Origin of the sequence: Meridianimarinicoccus roseus (assembly GCF_003172915.1) — a bacterium.
In the GTDB taxonomy this organism is placed as follows: domain Bacteria; phylum Pseudomonadota; class Alphaproteobacteria; order Rhodobacterales; family Rhodobacteraceae; genus Meridianimarinicoccus; species Meridianimarinicoccus roseus.
In genome coordinates this window covers 127,103-143,547 of the sequence record NZ_QGKU01000012.1, presented here as the reverse complement: position 1 = coordinate 143,547, position 16,445 = coordinate 127,103, and the positions used below count along the sequence as shown (strand labels likewise).

Sequence of the window (16,445 nt, the reverse complement as noted above, 5' to 3'; positions counted from 1 at the left end):
CATGAAACGGAGGGGAAACCCACATGAGCCCACTGGACAGCAAGCAACCGCCCGCATCGCTGGCGAACATGCGCGAAGCCGCCGGGCTGGAGGCGCGCCGTGTTTCGGCGCCGCCGGTCCTGAAGGGCCGCGACGGCGAAGGTTCGGTGCAGGTGCACCAGGACGACAGCATGAAGATCGAGGGGGCGAAGGTCTTCTCGGTCTACGGCAAGGGCGGCATCGGCAAGTCGACCACCAGTTCCAACCTTTCGGCCGCCTTCGCCAAGCTGGGCAAGCGGGTGCTTCAGATCGGGTGTGACCCGAAGCACGACAGCACCTTCACGCTGACCGGCAGCCTCGTGCCGACAGTCATCGACATCCTCAAGGAGGTCGACTTCCACGCCGAGGAACTGCGCCCCGAGGATTTCGTCTTCGACGGGTGGGGCGGCGTGAAATGCGTGGAGGCAGGCGGCCCGCCGGCCGGCACTGGCTGCGGCGGCTATGTCGTCGGCCAGACGGTGAAGCTGCTGAAACAGCATCACATGCTGGAAGACACCGATGTCGTGATCTTCGACGTGCTGGGCGACGTCGTGTGCGGCGGGTTCGCCGCGCCGCTCCAGCACGCCGACAAGGCCGTGATCGTCACCGCGAATGATTTCGACAGCATCTACGCGATGAACCGCATCATCGCCGCAGTGCAGGCCAAGTCGAACAACTACAAGGTGCGTCTGGCCGGCTGCATCGCAAATCGCAGCCGCGATACCGACGAGGTGGACCGCTACTGCGACCGCGTCGGCTTCAAGCGGATCGGGCACATGCCTGACGTGGACGCGCTGCGCCGCTCGCGGCTCAAGAAGAAGACGCTGTTCGAAATGCCCGACGAGGAGGACATCGTACAGTGCCGCGCCGAGTACATCCGCCTGGCGGAGGCGCTTTACAACGGGACCGAAAGCCATGCCCCCGCCCCGCTCCCCGACCGTGAAATCTTCGAGCTGCTCGGATTCGACTGATGAGCTATGACCGCACCCTGACCCGCGTCGAGGACTATTTCGATCGCACCGCGACCCAGACCTGGGCGCGCCTGACTTCGGACGCGCCGGTCTCGCGGATTCGCGCGACCGTGCGGGCGGGACGTGACAGGATGCGCGCGTGCCTGCTGGGCGCGCTCCCCGCAGATCTGACAGGCGCGCGGGTGCTGGATGCGGGCTGCGGAGCCGGGCAGATGACGATAGAACTGGCGCAGCGCGGTGCGGATGTGCTGGCGGTGGACATCTCCCCGTCGCTGATCGACATCGCCAAGACCCGCCTGCCCGACCATCTGCGCCCGCGCGTGACCTTCGCCAGCGGCGACATGCTGGACCCCGGCCTCGGACAGTTCGACCATGCCATCGCGATGGACAGCCTGATCTACTACACCGACGCCGACATCGCCGACGCGCTGGCGGCGCTGGCGCCGCGCATATCGGGCAGTGTCGCGTTCACCGTCGCGCCGCGCACGCCGCTCCTGATGGCGATGTGGCAAGCCGGTAAGCTGTTCCCTCGCAGCGACCGCGCGCCTGTCATGGTACCGCACTGCCCCGACCGGCTGGCTCGTGACCTGCGGGCCCTGCCCGCCGAGGTGCGCGACCTCGGTCGCGTCCACTCGGGGTTCTACATCAGTCACGCGCTGGAGGTCCGGCCATGACACAGCAACCGCGCCCTGGCGCATTGGCCCGCATGTCGTCGAAGTTCCTGCCTTTCTCCGACGCGGCAAGCGACGATCTGCCCCTCGGACAGCTGCTGCGGCTGTCGCTGTTCCAGGTGTCAGTCGGCATGGCATCGGTCATGCTGCTTGGCACTCTGAACCGTGTCATGATCGTGGAGCTTTCTGTGCCTGCGATGGTGGTGGCCATGATGATTGCGCTGCCGGTGCTGATCGCGCCGTTCCGCGCGCTTCTGGGCTTCCGCTCCGACACCTACCGGTCCGCCATCGGCTGGAAGCGCATCCCCTACCTTTGGTTCGGATCGCTCTGGCAGATGGGCGGGCTGGCGGTGATGCCCTTCGCGCTGATCGTGCTGTCAGGCGATCAGACGCTCGGGCCGACATGGGCCGGCGAGGTGCTGGCGGCACTTGCGTTCCTGATGACGGGCCTCGGGCTGCACATGACGCAGACCGCCGGGCTCGCGCTCGCCTCCGACCGGGCAAGCGAGGAAACCCGCCCGCAGGTGGTCGCGCTGCTGTACGTGATGTTCCTTGTCGGCATGGCGGTTTCGGCGGTGGTGATCGGATGGCTGCTGACCGACTTCTCGTCGCTGCGGCTGGTGCGCGTGGTACAGGGCGCGGCGGCGGCGGGCATCATCCTGAACCTGATCGCGCTGTGGCGGCAAGAACGCGTGCGTCCGATGTCGAAAGCCGAACGCGAGGCCCCGCGCCCGCGCTTCCGCGACGCGTGGGACGATTACATGCGCGGCGGGTCGGCAGGGCGCCTTCTTCTGGTGGTGTTCCTCGGCACGCTGGGCTTCAACATGCAGGACGTGCTTCTGGAGCCCTACGGCGGCGAGGTGCTGGGACTTTCGGTGTCGGCCACGACGCTGCTCACGACGATGTGGGCCTGCGGCGCGTTGGTCGGCTTCGCGATCGCGGCGCGCCGTCTGCGCGCGCAGGCCAATCCCTATCGCATGGCGGCGACGGGTATCCTCGTCGGCATCTTCGCGTTCTGTGCGGTGATCTTCGCGGGTCCGCTGCAATCGACCGCGATGTTCTTCGCCGGCGCCGCGCTGATCGGTCTGGGCGCCGGGTATTTCGCTGTCTCGACGCTGACCACCGCGATGACCATGCCCGAAACGGGCGCCGCCGGGCGCGGCCTCGCTCTCGGCGCGTGGGGCGCGGCGCAGGCCACGGCGGCGGGACTGGGCATCGCGATTGGCGGCGGCGTGCGCGACTGGGTGAACGGCATGGCGCTTTCAGGCGACCTGGGCCCGGCTCTGCATGGCGCAGCCACGGGGTATTCCGTGGTCTACCACATGGAAATCGCCTTCCTGTTCCTGACCCTTGTGGTGCTTGGCCCGCTCGTGCGGCACGCGCCCGCCCCCGACACCGCTTCCAACGGCAAAGGCCCCATCGGGCTGGCCGACTTCCCAACCTGATCGACTGCGACCCAACTGAAGGACCCGACCATGGACTACTACATCACCGGCAACCTCGACATCGCGAGCATCGCGCTGTGGCTCTTCACGGCCTTCTTCGTGGGTCTCGTGATCTATATCCAGCGCGAGAACATGCGCGAAGGCTTCCCGCTCGAGAATGACGACGGCACGCCGAACGCACATCTCGGCCTGCCGATGCCTGAACCCAAGACCTTCAAGCTGGCCCACGGCCGCGGTGAGGTCAGCTATCCCAACGGGCAGACCGACCCGCGCAACGCAAGCCTCGCGCTCAAGCGCAGCCACGACAGCGACGGTTTTCCGTTCGAACCGACGGGCGATCCGATGGTCGACGGGGTCGGCCCGGCATCGTGGTGCGCGCGCCGCGACGTGCCTGAACTCGACGGTCACGGCCACCCGAAGATCATTCCGATGGCCGCGTCCGAACACTTCACCGTTTCGGCCGGGCGCGACCCGCGCGGCATGGCCGTGAAGGCCGGTGACGGCGAGATCGTGGGCAGCATCAGCGACATGTGGGTGGACGAACCGGAACAGCTGGTGCGTTACCTTGAAATCGCGCTGGACGCGGATCACGGCGGCGGCAAGCGGCTGGTGCCGATGACCTTCGCAAAGATCACCGCGCAGGACGTGCGCATCCACGCGATCTTCGGCAAGCACTTCGCCGCGGTCCCCAAGACGGCCAGCCCGCGCCAAGTGACCCTGCTCGAGGAAGACAAGATCTCGGCCTACTACGGCGGCGGCAAGCTTTATGCTTCCGATGCCCGGCTCGAGCCGCAACTCTGATCGGAGAGACCGATGCCGCATGACGATTTCGCCTTCGAGCCCGTGAAGGGCCTGCCCGAGGCCCCGCCGGAGGGAGAGCACCTGATCTGGCAGGGCCGCCCCGACGCCTGGGCGCTGATCCGCGACGCGCTCAACATCTGGTGGGTGGTCGGGTACTTCTGCGCGCTGGCCGTATGGCGGTTCCTGGCGGTGGTGGATCTGATGCCGCTGGACCGCGCCATCGCGGCATCGGTGCCGTTCCTGTTCCTTGGCGCGATCGTGTGCCTGCTGCTTGGCCTTGTCGGCTGGGTGCAGGCCCGCGCCACGGTCTACACCATCACCAACCGCCGCGTCGCCATGCGGATCGGCGCCGCGCTGACTGTGACGCTGAACCTGCCCTACTCGCGCATCGCCAGCATCGACCTCGACCAGCGGTCGAACGGCACCGGCACGATCGCGATGAAACCGCTGGGCGGGATGCCGCTGGGCTATCTCGTGTGCTGGCCGCATGTCCGCCCCTGGCACTTCAGCCGCCCGGAACCGGCGCTGCGCTGCATTCCCGATGCGGGCAAGGTCGCCCACCTGCTGGCCGAAGCCGCCGAGTCGCAGATCGCGCAGCCCACCGTCACGCGCCGCCCGGCTGCCACTGCCGTCGCCGCGGAATGAGGACCAAGCAGCCATGACCTTTTCCCCTGACAACCAGAAACGCACCGTGATGGACGACACGAAGGTGCCGACCTTCCTCGTGAAGACGATGTTCGGGCTGGTCGCGGTCTGCCTTGCACTCGTCACCGCGCACACGCTGTTCGGCAACGGGCCGATCTCCACCCCACCGGTGGTGCCCACCGCGCAGGAACGGGTGATCTTCATCGACGGCACGATGGGCGGCGCGGCCACCGTGCGCGCCGAGGACGGCAGGCTGATCGTCGATCTGCCCCCCGAACAGGGAGGCTTCATCGCCGGGGTCTGGCGCGTGCTCCAGCGCGAGCGCGCCAAGAGCGGCGCTGCGCCCGATGGACCCGTGACACTGGTGCGCGGGACGAACGGACGTCTTTCGATCCATGATCACAGTACGAACTGGAGCGCCGACCTGATGGGGTTCGGCGCAGACAATGCCAGGGCTTTCGCCAGGCTCTTGGACTGACGCCACCAAATTGGGAGGGAACCCCATGGGACTACTAACAAAAGAGGTTGAACGCGCACCCTGCACGGTCGAGATCAGCCACAAGTTCGAAAGCCTGCACGCGCATGTGCGCTTCGACAATGGGGCAGTGATTTACCCCGGGGACGAGGTGAAGGTGCAGGGCCCCGAAATCATGGCCCCGTTCGGCGAGATCGTCACCGAACAGCGCATGGCCACGATCTTTCGCGCCAGCAAGCTCGAACGGCTCTGGACCCGCTTGACGGGCGATCTGGAAGTCATGGAACTTTGCGAGTTCTCCTTCAGCGACGAGGTGACGCTATGAACATGCACACCGCAGATGCCGTGACCGCCGAGGAAAGCATCGCCATTCAGGAACGGCAGGCCGCCTTCGACAGCAAGGCCGCGACCGCTGTTGCCATGCAGGACACGCTGCTCACGCCGCGTTTCTATACCACCGATTTCGACGAACTCGATGCGATCGATGTGTCGTCCGTTCGCGAGGACTGGGACAAGCTGATCGCGCAGATGGTGTCCGACCCGAACAAGGGCCATTTCAAAAAGAACGAGGACTGGGACCATGTCGACTGGGACGGGATGGACCCGACGCTGCGCAAGGAATTCATCGATTTCCTGATTTCGTCCTGCACGGCCGAGTTCTCGGGCTGCGTGCTCTACAAGGAAATGAAGCGGCGCGGGTCGAACAAGGACATCACGCAGCTCTTTCAGTTGATGGCCCGCGACGAGGCGCGCCATGCCGGCTTCATCAACGACGCGCTCCGCGAGGCGGGCGTCGCGGTGAATCTCGGGTTCCTGACGCAGAAGAAGAAGTACACTTATTTCCGCCCCAAGTTCATCTACTACGCAACCTACCTGTCGGAAAAGATCGGCTATGCGCGCTACATCACGATCTTCCGGCATCTTGAGGCGCATCCCGAGCACCGCTTCCACCCGATCTTCAAGTGGTTCCAGGAATGGTGCAACGACGAGTTCAGCCATGGCGAGGCCTTCGCACTGCTGATGAAGACCGACCCGAAGCTGACATCGGGCGGGAACGTGTGGTGGATCAAGTTTTTCCTGACAGCGGTCTACTCCACCATGCATGTGCGCGACCACCAGCGGCCCGCGTTCCATGCCGCGCTTGGCGTGGACACCGACTGGTACGGGCACGAGGTTTTCACCAAGACCAGCGAGCTGAGCAAGCAGATCTTCCCGATCACGCTCGACATCGAGCATCCCCGCTGGGCGCGCGGCCTGAAGCGGCTGCAGGCCGCCAATGCGGACATTGCAGAAGCCAAGGAACGCGGCGGTCTGTCCGGGTGGCTGGGCAAGACATGGGGATCGGCGCGCGCCGCGGCGGCTTTCGTGTCACTTTACACGATCCCGTCGGTACCTAACCGGGTGCCAGAAAGCCCCCGTCTGGAACCGGCTTACTGATGCTGGCCAACCCCTGGATCGCGGCGCTTGTCGCCCTTTTCGTCTGGTGGTTCTCCACCGGAGCGATCCTTGCGGCGGTCAAGTGGTCGGACCGGCACAGCGCGCGCGCACGGCTGATCTGCGCGCTGGCCGGACTGCCGGTCCTTGGGGTCGGCATAACCGGCTTCGCCGTCACCCAGACCGATCCGTCGGTCGCGGGCATCTACGGCGCGTTCCTGTCGGCGCTGGCGATCTGGGGCTGGATCGAACTGGCCTTCCTGACCGGCCAGATCACCGGGCCGAACACCCATCCCTGCCCGCCCGACGTGCCGGAATGGGAACGCTTCCTGCGTGCCTGGGGCACCATCGCGCATCACGAGGTGCTGCTTGTCACGGCCCTGGGGCTGCTGGTCTGGACCGGGCACGGGGCCGAGAACACCGCGGGGCTTTGGACCTTCGTCGTGCTGTTCTTCGCGCGCATCTCGGCCAAGCTGAACCTGTTTCTGGGCGTGCCCAAGATCAACACCGAATTCCTGCCCGGAACGCTGGCGCATCTGCCGTCGCATTTCCGCATCGCGCGGCTGAACTGGCTATTCCCGGTCTCTGTCACCGCGCTGAGCTTTGCCGCCGGCTGTTGGCTGGAACGGCTTTACACCGCGCCCGGCCCGGCGGCGACCGTCGGCTTCGCGCTGCTGGCCGCGCTGACGCTGCTGGCGCTGCTGGAACACTGGCTGATGGTGCTGCCATTGCCGGACGAGAAACTCTGGCGCTGGATGCTTCCCGCGCCGGAGGCCAAACAAAAAGACTTGAGGCCGGAGGACGCCCATGGACTATGATGCCCTTTTCACAGAACAGCTTGACGCCCTGAGGGAAGACGGCAACTACCGCGTGTTCGCCGAACTCGAACGCCGCTGCGGGCAGTTTCCGCGCGCGGCCTGCCACGATGCGGCCAACCCCGGCGAGGTGATCGTGTGGTGTTCCAACGATTACCTCGGCATGGGCCAGCACCCGTCTGTGCGCACGGCCATGAAGGACGCGATCGACCGGACCGGCGCAGGTGCGGGCGGTACACGGAACATCTCGGGCACCACGCATGAACATTGCCTGCTGGAGGCCGAACTGGCCGATCTGCACGGCAAGGACGCAGCTCTGCTGTTCACGTCTGGCTACGTGTCGAACTGGGCGGCGCTTTCGACGCTGGGCGCACGCCTGCCGAACGCGGTGATCCTGTCGGACGCGCTGAACCACGCCTCGATGATCGAGGGCATCCGCCATTCGCGCGCCCAAAAGTTGATCTGGAAGCACAACGACCCCGAGGATCTTGACCGAAAGCTGGCCGCGCTGCCCGAAGGCAGCACGCCGATCGTCGCGTTCGAATCCGTATATTCGATGGACGGCGACATCTGTCCAATGGCCGAGATCGTCGAAGTGGCGGAAAAGCACGGTGCGATGACCTATCTCGACGAAGTGCACGCTGTCGGGCTGTATGGCGCGCGTGGCGGCGGAATTTCGGAACGCGATGGGCTGGCGGACCGGATCACGCTGATCGAGGGAACGCTGGGCAAGGCATATGGCGTGGTCGGCGGCTACATCACCGGCTCCGCGCCGCTGTGCGACTTCATCCGCTCGTTCTCGTCCGGGTTCATCTTCACGACGGCACTGCCGCCCGCCGTGGCCGCAGGCGCGCGCACGTCGATCGCGCATCTCAAGACGAGCCAGATCGAACGCGCCCAGCAGCGGCGCCAGGTGAAGCGGCTGCGCGCAAAGCTGGATGCCTGCGGCATCCCCCATCTCGACAATCCGAGCCATATCATCCCGGTCATGATCAAGGACCCGGTGAAGTGTCGGCAGATCGCCGACATCCTGATGCAGCAATTCGGGATCTACGTGCAGCCGATCAACTACCCCACGGTTCCCAAGGGAACCGAGCGGCTGCGCTTCACTCCCGGTCCGCTGCACACGGACGCCGATATCGATCACCTTGTCGGCGCGCTTAACACGCTGTGGCAGCAATGCGGGATCGCGCGAGCCGTGGCCTGACAGGCTGGCAGCCGACGGCCTGAGGCGCCGCCGCGCCGCCCGTCACCCCACGAAAGGTCGCCTTCGGGCGACCTTTTTTTGTGCGCCGGGTGTGCGCTGGTGGGCACGGATAGGCATGTTGGCGCCCCGGTTCGGTGCTGCCTGGACGTCAGGCAAACTGGGCGCCGCCACCGCCGGGGCCGCCCCTGATTCACTCCGATTCCGTGTTAGCGCCGGACAAAAACGCCATGCTTTCCGTTGCTTGGCGTTTGACGGGCGATGGCGGCGATTTTGTCACACCGCCCATTGGTGACACCAAACCCCTGTTTCACGCTATACAGCGTCAACACTTCCTTGACCTTTCGATCACCAAGAGCCCGAAATCCTTGCACAAAAAGCGGACGGTCATGGAAATTTACAATGTTTTCCAGGTTCGGGAAAAAAGATTTACTGAAAAGCGGTGGGATTATGTGGGGTTATTCCCCGCTTTTCGGATGGTGGTAAAGTGGTGGCGGGAGTTCGGAACCCTGATTGCGACTCTGTATGCGGTCAGGTTCTGGGAACAACGGATGACATTTTGACGGGAGGACTCAGATGACGAGTCAAGGTCAGGACGCGGCGAACTACGCGCCGAGTGCGGATTTCACCAAGGGCGCCCATATCGACGCGGCCAAGTACGAGGAAATGTACGCCGCCTCGATCGCGGACCCGGAAGCGTTCTGGGGCGAGCAGGGAAAGTCGCTGGACTGGATCAAGCCCTACACCAAGGTCAAGAACACGAACTTCTCGCTTGATGCGCTGGACATCAAGTGGTTCGAGGACGGCACGCTGAACGTATCGGCGAACTGCATCGACAGGCATCTGGCCACACGCGGCGACCAGACCGCGATCATCTTCGAGCCCGACAACCCGGACGAGCCTGCCAAGCACATCACCTACAAGATGCTGCACACCGAAGTGTGCAAGATGGCGAACATCCTTGAAGGTCTTGGGGTGCGCAAGGGCGACCGGGTCGTTCTCTATCTTCCGATGATCCCCGAAGCCGCCTTTGCGATGCTGGCCTGCGCGCGCATCGGCGCGATCCATTCCATCGTGTTCGCGGGCTTCTCGCCCGACGCGCTGTCGGCCCGTGTGAACGGCGCTGACGCCAAGGTCGTGATCACCGCCGACTACGCTCCGCGCGGCGGCCGCAACACTCCGCTGAAGTCGAACGCGGATGCGGCGCTGCTGCACTGCAAGGACACCGTGAAGCTGCTGGTGGTCAAGCGCACCGGCGGCCAGACGACCTGGGTCGACGGCCGTGACTTCGACTATGCCGAGTTGCACGCCGAGGCCGACGACACCTGCCGCGCCGTCGAGATGGGGGCGGAAGACCCATTGTTCATTCTCTACACCTCCGGGTCGACCGGCCAGCCCAAGGGCGTCGTGCATACGTCGGGCGGCTACCTGCTGTACGCCGCAATGACGCACAAGTACGTCTTCGACTACCACGAGGGCGACATCTTCTGGTGCACGGCGGACGTGGGCTGGGTGACCGGGCACAGCTACATCGTGTATGGCCCGCTCGCCAACGGCGCGACGACGATCATGTTCGAGGGCGTGCCGACCTACCCCGACGCCAGCCGCTTCTGGCAGGTCTGCGAGAAGCACAAGGTGAACCAGTTCTACACTGCACCTACCGCGATCCGCGCGTTGATGGGCAAGGGCACCGACTTCGTCGAAAAGTGCGACCTGTCCGATCTGCGCGTGCTTGGCACCGTGGGCGAGCCGATCAATCCCGAGGCGTGGAATTGGTACAACGACAATGTCGGCAAGGGCAAATGCCCGATCGTGGACACCTGGTGGCAGACCGAAACCGGCGGCCACCTGCTGACGCCGCTGCCGGGCGCGCACGCGCTCAAGCCCGGATCTGCGATGAAGCCGTTCTTCGGCGTGCAGCCGGTGGTGCTGGACCCGCAGTCTGGCGAGGAGATCCACGAGAACCCGACCGAGGGCGTGCTGGCACTGAAAGACAGCTGGCCGGGCCAGATGCGGACAATCTGGGGCGACCATGAACGCTTCGGGAAGACCTACTTCTCGGACTACAAGGGCTATTACTTCTCGGGCGACGGTTGCAAACGCGACGCGGACGGCGACTACTGGATCACCGGTCGCGTCGACGACGTGATCAACGTCTCCGGTCACCGGATGGGCACGGCCGAGGTGGAAAGCGCGCTTGTGGCCCATGCCAAGGTGGCCGAGGCCGCGGTGGTCGGCTACCCGCACGAGATCAAGGGCCAGGGCATCTATTGCTACGTGACCCTGATGGAGGGCGTGGAGCCGAGCGACGAGCTGACCAAGGAACTGCGCACCTGGGTCCGGACCGAGATCGGCCCGATCGCCAGCCCCGACCTGATCCAGTGGGCCCCCGGCCTGCCCAAGACCCGGTCGGGCAAGATCATGCGGCGCATCCTGCGCAAGATCGCGGAGAACGACTACGGAAGCCTCGGCGACACATCGACCCTGGCGGAACCGGCGGTGGTGGACGATCTCATCGAAAACCGTATGAACCGGGCCTGAGACCATGGACGGAGTGAACCAAGTGACGACAACACCAGCAGTTCTCATCCTTCTCGGCCCTCCGGGCGCCGGGAAGGGCACGCAGGCCCGTATGCTCGAAGATGAATACGGGCTTGTGCAACTGTCCACCGGCGATCTGCTGCGCGCGGCCGTTGCCGCGGGCACGGATGCCGGCAAGGCGGCCAAGGCCGTCATGGAAGCGGGCGAGCTTGTGTCTGACGATATCGTGCTGGCGATACTGCAGGACCGCATGCAGGAGCCCGACACCAAGGCAGGCGTGATCCTGGACGGATTCCCGCGCACCACGGTCCAAGCCGAGGCGCTGGACGGTCTGCTTCAGGCGAACGGCCAGAAGATCGATGCCGCGATTTCGCTCGAGGTCGAAGACGAGGCAATGGTTGAGCGCGTTTCGGGCCGCTACACCTGCGCCAATTGCGGCGAAGGATATCACGACACGTTCAAGACCCCCAAGGTCGACGGCGTGTGTGACAAGTGCGGCGGGACGGAAATGAAGCGCCGCGCCGACGACAATGCCGAAACCGTGCGATCGCGGCTTGCCGCGTATCACGCGCAGACGGCACCGCTGATCGGTTATTACGAGGCGCAGGGCGTGCTGCAGCGGGTGGACGCCATGGGCGAGATCCAGACCGTCGCCGACGACCTGGGCCGTATCGTGAAGGCCGCATCCAGCTAAGGGGATCGGCGGCTCCGAGGGAGGAGGCGCCGCATCAATGAGCAACCGCAGGCGATCTGACGACGGGCGCGAGTCCGCCGACAGGGAACTTGCATCCATCACAAAGGGAGTGACCGCCATGGCGGATAATTCTTCGAACAATGAATATTGGGCCGCCAATATCCGGGTCATCAGGGTCTGCCTGATCATCTGGGCGCTGGTGTCCTTCGGGTTTGGCATCCTGCTGCGCCCGCTGCTGTCCGGCATCCCCGTCGGGGGCAGCGATCTTGGTTTCTGGTTCGCGCAACAAGGGTCGATCATCACCTTCATCGTGCTGATCTTCTTCTACGCATGGCGCGTGAACCGGCTCGATCGCCAGTACGGCGTCGAAGAATAAAGGGAGCAAGGGACAGATGGATCAGTTTACACTCAACCTGCTGTTCGTGGGCGCGTCCTTTGCGCTCTACATCGGCATCGCGATCTGGGCCCGTGCCGGCTCGACCGCGGAATTCTACGCCGCAGGCCGCGGCGTGCACCCGGTCACCAACGGGATGGCCACCGCCGCGGACTGGATGTCGGCAGCATCGTTCATCTCGATGGCGGGCCTGCTCGCCTTCGGCGGCTACACCACCTCGGCCTATCTGATGGGCTGGACCGGCGGCTACGTGCTGCTGGCACTGCTTCTTGCGCCGTACCTGCGCAAGTTCGGCAAGTTCACCGTGCCGGAGTTCATCGGCGACCGCTTCTACAGCCCGACCGCCCGCATGGTGGCCGTGGCCGCGCTGATCATTGCCTCGATCACCTACGTGATCGGCCAGATGACCGGTGTGGGCGTCGCGTTCTCGCGCTTCCTTGAAGTCAGCAACACCGCGGGCCTTCTGATCGGTGCGGCGATCGTGTTCTTCTACGCCGTTCTCGGCGGCATGAAGGGCGTGACCTACACCCAGGTGGCGCAGTACTGCGTTCTGATCACCGCCTACACGATCCCGGCGATCTTCATCTCGCTGCAACTGACCGGCAACCCGATCCCGGCACTGGGCCTGTTCAGCGAACACACCGTGTCCGGCGAACAGCTGCTTACCCGTCTCGACCAGGTCGTGACCGATCTCGGCTTCCGTGAATACACGCTCCAGGACGGAACGCCGAGCCAGGTGATCAACATGACGCTGTTCACCTTCTCGCTGATGATCGGCACGGCGGGCCTTCCGCACGTCATCATCCGCTTCTTCACCGTTCCCAAGGTGTCGGATGCACGCATCTCGGCCGGCTGGGCACTGGTGTTCATCGCGCTGCTCTACCTGACGGCTCCGGCCGTGGGCGCCATGGCACGCCTGAACATCACCGACCTGATGTGGCCGAACGGCACGCAGGGTGAGGCCGTGTCGATCGAAACGATCCAGAGCGATCCCAAGTACGCCTGGATGGAAACCTGGGAAGTCACCGGCCTGTTCGGCTACGAGGACAAGAACGGCGACGGAAAGATCCAGTACTACAACGACGCATCCCCTGCCCTGCAGGAACGTGCGGCGGCGGCCGGCTGGCAGGGTAACGAGCTGACCAACTTCAACCGCGACATCCTGGTTCTGGCCAACCCCGAAATCGGCAACCTTCCGGGCTGGGTCATCGGTCTTGTCGCGGCCGGTGGTCTTGCGGCGGCGCTCTCCACCGCGGCGGGCCTTCTGCTGGCGATCTCCTCGTCGGTCAGCCACGACCTGTTCAAGGGCCAGCTGACCCCGAACATGAGCGAGAAGAACGAACTGCTGGTCGCACGCCTGTCGATGGCGGTCGCCATCGCTGTCGCCACCTACCTGGGCCTCAATCCTCCGGGCTTCGCGGCACAGACCGTGGCGTTGGCCTTCGGCCTTGCGGCATCGTCGATCTTCCCGGCGCTGATGATGGGCATCTTCGTGAAGCGCATCAACAACAAGGGTGCCGTCGCGGGCATGCTGGCCGGCCTCGCGTTCACGCTGGTCTACATCTTCCTGCACAAGGGCTGGTTCTTCATCCCGGGCACCAACTCCTTCGCGGACACGATCGAAGGTTCGCTGCTGGGCATCCAGTCCACCGCGATCGGCTCGATCGGTGCGATCCTCAACTTCGTGGTCGCCTACTTCGTCTCGAACGCGACGGAAGAGCCCCCGCAGGAGATCCAGGACCTGGTCGAAAGCATCCGCGTGCCCAAGGGCGCAGGCATGGCCGTCGATCACTGACCGGACCGGAGCGGGCCGCAGGTCGGCCCGCCCCCACGATCCCGCCGGACGCGAGGTATGCCCCCGCGTCCGGACCTTTCATTCCAGGAGGCCGCGATGGACCGCCAGCAAGACCCCGTCTGCCAGTTCCTCGTTTCCGTGCACCCCTACGATACGCTCGCCCCGGATGAACTTGGCCGGGTCGCTGACAGTTTTCAGACCGCGCGGTTCCCCCGCGGCGGCGAGATCTACACGGTGGGCCAGGCGCTGCCGGGCCTTTTCCTCATCCAGACCGGGTCGGTCGAGATCCGTGACCAGAGCGGTGCGCAGATCTCCCTTCTCGGTCCCCGCAATTCCTTCGGCGAACGCGGGCTGATGCGCGACGGTGTCGCCGTCACCTCCGCCTTCTCGGCCGCCGACACGACGGTACTTATGCTTCCGGTCGGCGAATTCCGCCGCTTGCTGGAAACCCAGCCAAGCTTTGCCAAGTTCTTCGACCGCTCCGCACCCGAGCGCGGCAAGTCGCTGTCGCTGGCCACGACGCAGGTGTCCAATCTGCTGACCGGCCCGCCGATCACCTGCACGCCCGACACCACGATCCGCGATGCCGCGCGCCAGATGCGGGCGCGCAACATCTCCAGCCTCGCCGTGGTCGAGGACGGCAAGCTGCGCGGCATCGTCACCACCACCGACCTGTCCCACCGCGCCGTGGCCGAGGCGATCGACAGCGCTCTGCCCGTCACCACGATCATGACGCCGAAGCCGATCACGCTGCCGCCCGACGCCCTTGCCAGCGACGTGCTGCACATCATGCACGAACGCCATATCGGCCATCTGCCCATCGCCGAAGACGGCCGCCTTGTCGGCATGGTCACACAGACCGATCTGACGCGGCTTCAGGCCGTCACCTCGGCGCAATTCGTGAGCGAGATCGCGCATGCGCGCACCGCCGCCGGCATGGCGCGGACGACGGCGCAGATCCCGCAACTGCTGGTGCAGCTTGTCGGCAGCGGCAACCGGCACGAGGTCGTCACCCGGCTGATCACCGACATCGCCGATGCCGCAACGCGCCGACTGCTGACACTGGCCGAGGACAAGTTCGGCCCGCCGCCGGTGCCTTACGCGTGGCTGGCCTGCGGCAGCCAGGGCCGCCGCGAGCAGACCGGCGTGAGCGACCAGGACAACTGCATCATCATCGACGACCGCGCCACGCCCGACGACATGGCCTATTTCGCCAAGCTGGCGGAGTTCGTGTGCGACGGGCTGGACACCTGCGGCTATGTCTACTGCCCCGGCGACATGATGGCGAGCAACCCGCGCTGGTGCCAGCCCCTGCGCGTATGGCGCGACTATTTCGGCACCTGGATTTCAAAGCCGAACCCGGAAGCGCAAATGCTCGCTTCCGTGATGTTCGACCTGCGGGTGATCGGCGGCGAAAGCGCGCTGTTCGACGCGCTGCAACGCGATACGCTGGGCCTTGCGGCCGAGAACAGCATCTTCGTGGCGCACATGGTGTCCAACTCGCTCAAGCACACGCCGCCGCTGGGGCTGCTGCGCGGCTTCGCGACGATCCGGTCGGGCGAGCACAAGAACCACATCGACATGAAGCACAACGGCGTCGTGCCCGTGACCGACCTTGCACGGGTCTACGCACTGCAGGGCCGGATCACGGCGGTGAACACGCGCACACGGCTGGAAGCCGCGGCGAAGTCCAACGTGCTCAGCAAATCGGGCGCGAGCGACCTGCTCGACGCCTATGACCTGATCGCGCAGACCCGGCTTGACCATCAGGCAAGCCAGGTGCGGCGCGACCAGAAGCCGGACAACTATCTTTCGCCGACGGAAATGTCGGACTTTGAGCGAAGTCATCTTCGGGATGCCTTTGTCGCGGTAAAGACGCTGCAATCGGCCATTGGCCACGGGCGGGGCATGCTGGGTTAGCGCGCCCCGTCCGACCGGAAAACAAGGGGGGAGCCATGTTTCTGGAACTGATCGCGACATTCGTCATCGGCCTTGGCGGGGCCGGAACGGTGCTGCTGCTGAACAAGGTTATGCGGGGGCGTCTGCCTGGATGGCTGATGCCCGCGACCGCTGGTCTGAGCATGATCGCCTTCTCGATCTGGTCGGAATACACGTGGTATCCGCGCACGGCGAACAACCTGCCCGACAAGGTCGTCGTCGCCTGGGCGAACGAGGACAGCGCGCCGTGGAAGCCATGGACCTACGCGCTGCCGCAGACCAACCGCTTCGTCGCGGTGGACACGGGCACGATCCGCACCAATGACGGGCTGCCGGGCCAGCGCATGGTTGACCTTTACTTCATGGGCCGCTGGGCACCCGGGCGGCAGGTCAGCGTCGTGTTCGACTGCGATGGCAACCGGCGCGCCGAACTTGGCCCCAATGCCGCGATGGACGAACGCGGCGCGCTTTCGCCGGATGCGTGGACGACAATGGCCCCGGACGATCCGGTCCTGCGCACCGCCTGCCGGGCGGAGGTCGGGTAATGGGCCCGCACGGCACCCGCCACGGGGGCCCCGCAATCGCGCTTGTCTGTGACGCGCCC

The 16,445-nt window shown here is 65.2% G+C and carries 17 protein-coding genes; all 17 read left to right on the top strand.

What is annotated here, in order from left to right; translation table 11 throughout:
* Positions 1-68 precede the first annotated feature (68 nt).
* The 17 genes from bchL to DKT77_RS03445 all read left to right on the top strand — a co-directional run bounded on the left by bchL (position 69) and on the right by DKT77_RS03445 (position 16,386).
* Positions 69-989, top strand: coding sequence for a ferredoxin:protochlorophyllide reductase (ATP-dependent) iron-sulfur ATP-binding protein (gene bchL, locus DKT77_RS03525; protein WP_238547664.1), 921 nt, complete (start codon positions 69-71; stop codon positions 987-989).
* Positions 989-1,663, top strand: a complete 675-nt coding sequence (gene bchM, locus DKT77_RS03520) for a magnesium protoporphyrin IX methyltransferase (RefSeq protein WP_109810348.1) — start codon at positions 989-991, stop codon at positions 1,661-1,663. The genes bchL and bchM overlap by 1 nt, the downstream gene beginning before the upstream one ends.
* Entirely contained in the window at positions 1,660-3,105 is a 1,446-nt protein-coding gene (locus DKT77_RS03515) for a PucC family protein (RefSeq protein WP_109810347.1), read from the top strand. Before bchM ends, DKT77_RS03515 begins: the two co-directional genes overlap by 4 nt.
* Positions 3,106-3,135: 30 nt before the next feature.
* Positions 3,136-3,906: a photosynthetic reaction center subunit H gene (puhA, locus tag DKT77_RS03510; RefSeq protein ID WP_109810346.1), complete on the top strand. Its 771-nt coding sequence runs from the start codon at positions 3,136-3,138 to the stop codon at positions 3,904-3,906.
* 12 nt (positions 3,907-3,918) lie between these two features.
* Complete coding sequence (puhB, locus tag DKT77_RS03505) at positions 3,919-4,551, top strand: photosynthetic complex putative assembly protein PuhB (protein ID WP_109810345.1); 633 nt, start codon at positions 3,919-3,921, stop codon at positions 4,549-4,551.
* Between the two features lie 13 nt (positions 4,552-4,564).
* On the top strand, positions 4,565-5,029 hold the full coding sequence (gene puhC / locus DKT77_RS03500; protein WP_109810344.1) for a photosynthetic complex assembly protein PuhC: 465 nt from the start codon (positions 4,565-4,567) through the stop codon (positions 5,027-5,029).
* A gap of 25 nt (positions 5,030-5,054) precedes the next feature.
* On the top strand, positions 5,055-5,351 hold the full coding sequence (locus DKT77_RS03495; protein WP_109810343.1) for a hypothetical protein: 297 nt from the start codon (positions 5,055-5,057) through the stop codon (positions 5,349-5,351).
* A complete protein-coding gene (gene acsF, locus DKT77_RS03490) occupies positions 5,348-6,463 on the top strand; it encodes a magnesium-protoporphyrin IX monomethyl ester (oxidative) cyclase (RefSeq protein WP_109810342.1) in 1,116 nt (371 codons plus the stop codon). The genes DKT77_RS03495 and acsF overlap by 4 nt, the downstream gene beginning before the upstream one ends.
* On the top strand, positions 6,463-7,278 hold the full coding sequence (puhE, locus tag DKT77_RS03485; RefSeq protein WP_109810341.1) for a putative photosynthetic complex assembly protein PuhE: 816 nt from the start codon (positions 6,463-6,465) through the stop codon (positions 7,276-7,278). Before acsF ends, puhE begins: the two co-directional genes overlap by 1 nt.
* Positions 7,268-8,482, top strand: a complete 1,215-nt coding sequence (gene hemA / locus DKT77_RS03480; RefSeq protein ID WP_109810340.1) for a 5-aminolevulinate synthase — start codon at positions 7,268-7,270, stop codon at positions 8,480-8,482. The genes puhE and hemA overlap by 11 nt, the downstream gene beginning before the upstream one ends.
* 227 nt (positions 8,483-8,709) lie before the next feature.
* Positions 8,710-9,042 (top strand): hypothetical protein, encoded by a 333-nt coding sequence (locus DKT77_RS03475; protein WP_109810339.1) that lies wholly within the window; start codon positions 8,710-8,712, stop codon positions 9,040-9,042.
* Positions 9,043-9,055: 13 nt separating this feature from the next.
* Complete coding sequence (gene acs / locus DKT77_RS03470; protein WP_109810338.1) at positions 9,056-11,020, top strand: acetate--CoA ligase; 1,965 nt, start codon at positions 9,056-9,058, stop codon at positions 11,018-11,020.
* Between the two features lie 4 nt (positions 11,021-11,024).
* A complete protein-coding gene (locus DKT77_RS03465) occupies positions 11,025-11,714 on the top strand; it encodes an adenylate kinase (RefSeq protein ID WP_109810337.1) in 690 nt (229 codons plus the stop codon).
* 118 nt (positions 11,715-11,832) lie between these two features.
* Positions 11,833-12,090: a DUF4212 domain-containing protein gene (locus DKT77_RS03460; RefSeq protein WP_109810381.1), complete on the top strand. Its 258-nt coding sequence runs from the start codon at positions 11,833-11,835 to the stop codon at positions 12,088-12,090.
* Positions 12,091-12,106: 16 nt separating this feature from the next.
* Positions 12,107-13,903 (top strand): sodium:solute symporter family protein, encoded by a 1,797-nt coding sequence (locus tag DKT77_RS03455; protein ID WP_109810336.1) that lies wholly within the window; start codon positions 12,107-12,109, stop codon positions 13,901-13,903.
* Between the two features lie 96 nt (positions 13,904-13,999).
* Positions 14,000-15,823 (top strand): DUF294 nucleotidyltransferase-like domain-containing protein, encoded by a 1,824-nt coding sequence (locus DKT77_RS03450; protein WP_109810380.1) that lies wholly within the window; start codon positions 14,000-14,002, stop codon positions 15,821-15,823.
* Positions 15,824-15,858: 35 nt separating this feature from the next.
* Entirely contained in the window at positions 15,859-16,386 is a 528-nt protein-coding gene (locus DKT77_RS03445; protein ID WP_109810335.1) for a hypothetical protein, read from the top strand.
* The last annotated feature ends 59 nt before the right edge of the window (positions 16,387-16,445 follow it).

What these genes read in the sequence shown, in the direction of transcription:
- bchL (WP_238547664.1), top strand. Translation starts at nt 69, where the DNA reads ATGCGCGAAGCCGCCGGGCTGGAGGCGCGCCGTGTTTCGGCGCCGCCG.
- bchM (WP_109810348.1), top strand. Translation starts at nt 989, where the DNA reads ATGAGCTATGACCGCACCCTGACCCGCGTCGAGGACTATTTCGATCGC.
- DKT77_RS03515 (WP_109810347.1), top strand. Translation starts at nt 1,660, where the DNA reads ATGACACAGCAACCGCGCCCTGGCGCATTGGCCCGCATGTCGTCGAAG.
- puhA (WP_109810346.1), top strand. Translation starts at nt 3,136, where the DNA reads ATGGACTACTACATCACCGGCAACCTCGACATCGCGAGCATCGCGCTG.
- puhB (WP_109810345.1), top strand. Translation starts at nt 3,919, where the DNA reads ATGCCGCATGACGATTTCGCCTTCGAGCCCGTGAAGGGCCTGCCCGAG.
- puhC (WP_109810344.1), top strand. Translation starts at nt 4,565, where the DNA reads ATGACCTTTTCCCCTGACAACCAGAAACGCACCGTGATGGACGACACG.
- DKT77_RS03495 (WP_109810343.1), top strand. Translation starts at nt 5,055, where the DNA reads ATGGGACTACTAACAAAAGAGGTTGAACGCGCACCCTGCACGGTCGAG.
- acsF (WP_109810342.1), top strand. Translation starts at nt 5,348, where the DNA reads ATGAACATGCACACCGCAGATGCCGTGACCGCCGAGGAAAGCATCGCC.
- puhE (WP_109810341.1), top strand. Translation starts at nt 6,463, where the DNA reads ATGCTGGCCAACCCCTGGATCGCGGCGCTTGTCGCCCTTTTCGTCTGG.
- hemA (WP_109810340.1), top strand. Translation starts at nt 7,268, where the DNA reads ATGGACTATGATGCCCTTTTCACAGAACAGCTTGACGCCCTGAGGGAA.
- DKT77_RS03475 (WP_109810339.1), top strand. Translation starts at nt 8,710, where the DNA reads ATGCTTTCCGTTGCTTGGCGTTTGACGGGCGATGGCGGCGATTTTGTC.
- acs (WP_109810338.1), top strand. Translation starts at nt 9,056, where the DNA reads ATGACGAGTCAAGGTCAGGACGCGGCGAACTACGCGCCGAGTGCGGAT.
- DKT77_RS03465 (WP_109810337.1), top strand. Translation starts at nt 11,025, where the DNA reads ATGGACGGAGTGAACCAAGTGACGACAACACCAGCAGTTCTCATCCTT.
- DKT77_RS03460 (WP_109810381.1), top strand. Translation starts at nt 11,833, where the DNA reads ATGGCGGATAATTCTTCGAACAATGAATATTGGGCCGCCAATATCCGG.
- DKT77_RS03455 (WP_109810336.1), top strand. Translation starts at nt 12,107, where the DNA reads ATGGATCAGTTTACACTCAACCTGCTGTTCGTGGGCGCGTCCTTTGCG.
- DKT77_RS03450 (WP_109810380.1), top strand. Translation starts at nt 14,000, where the DNA reads ATGGACCGCCAGCAAGACCCCGTCTGCCAGTTCCTCGTTTCCGTGCAC.
- DKT77_RS03445 (WP_109810335.1), top strand. Translation starts at nt 15,859, where the DNA reads ATGTTTCTGGAACTGATCGCGACATTCGTCATCGGCCTTGGCGGGGCC.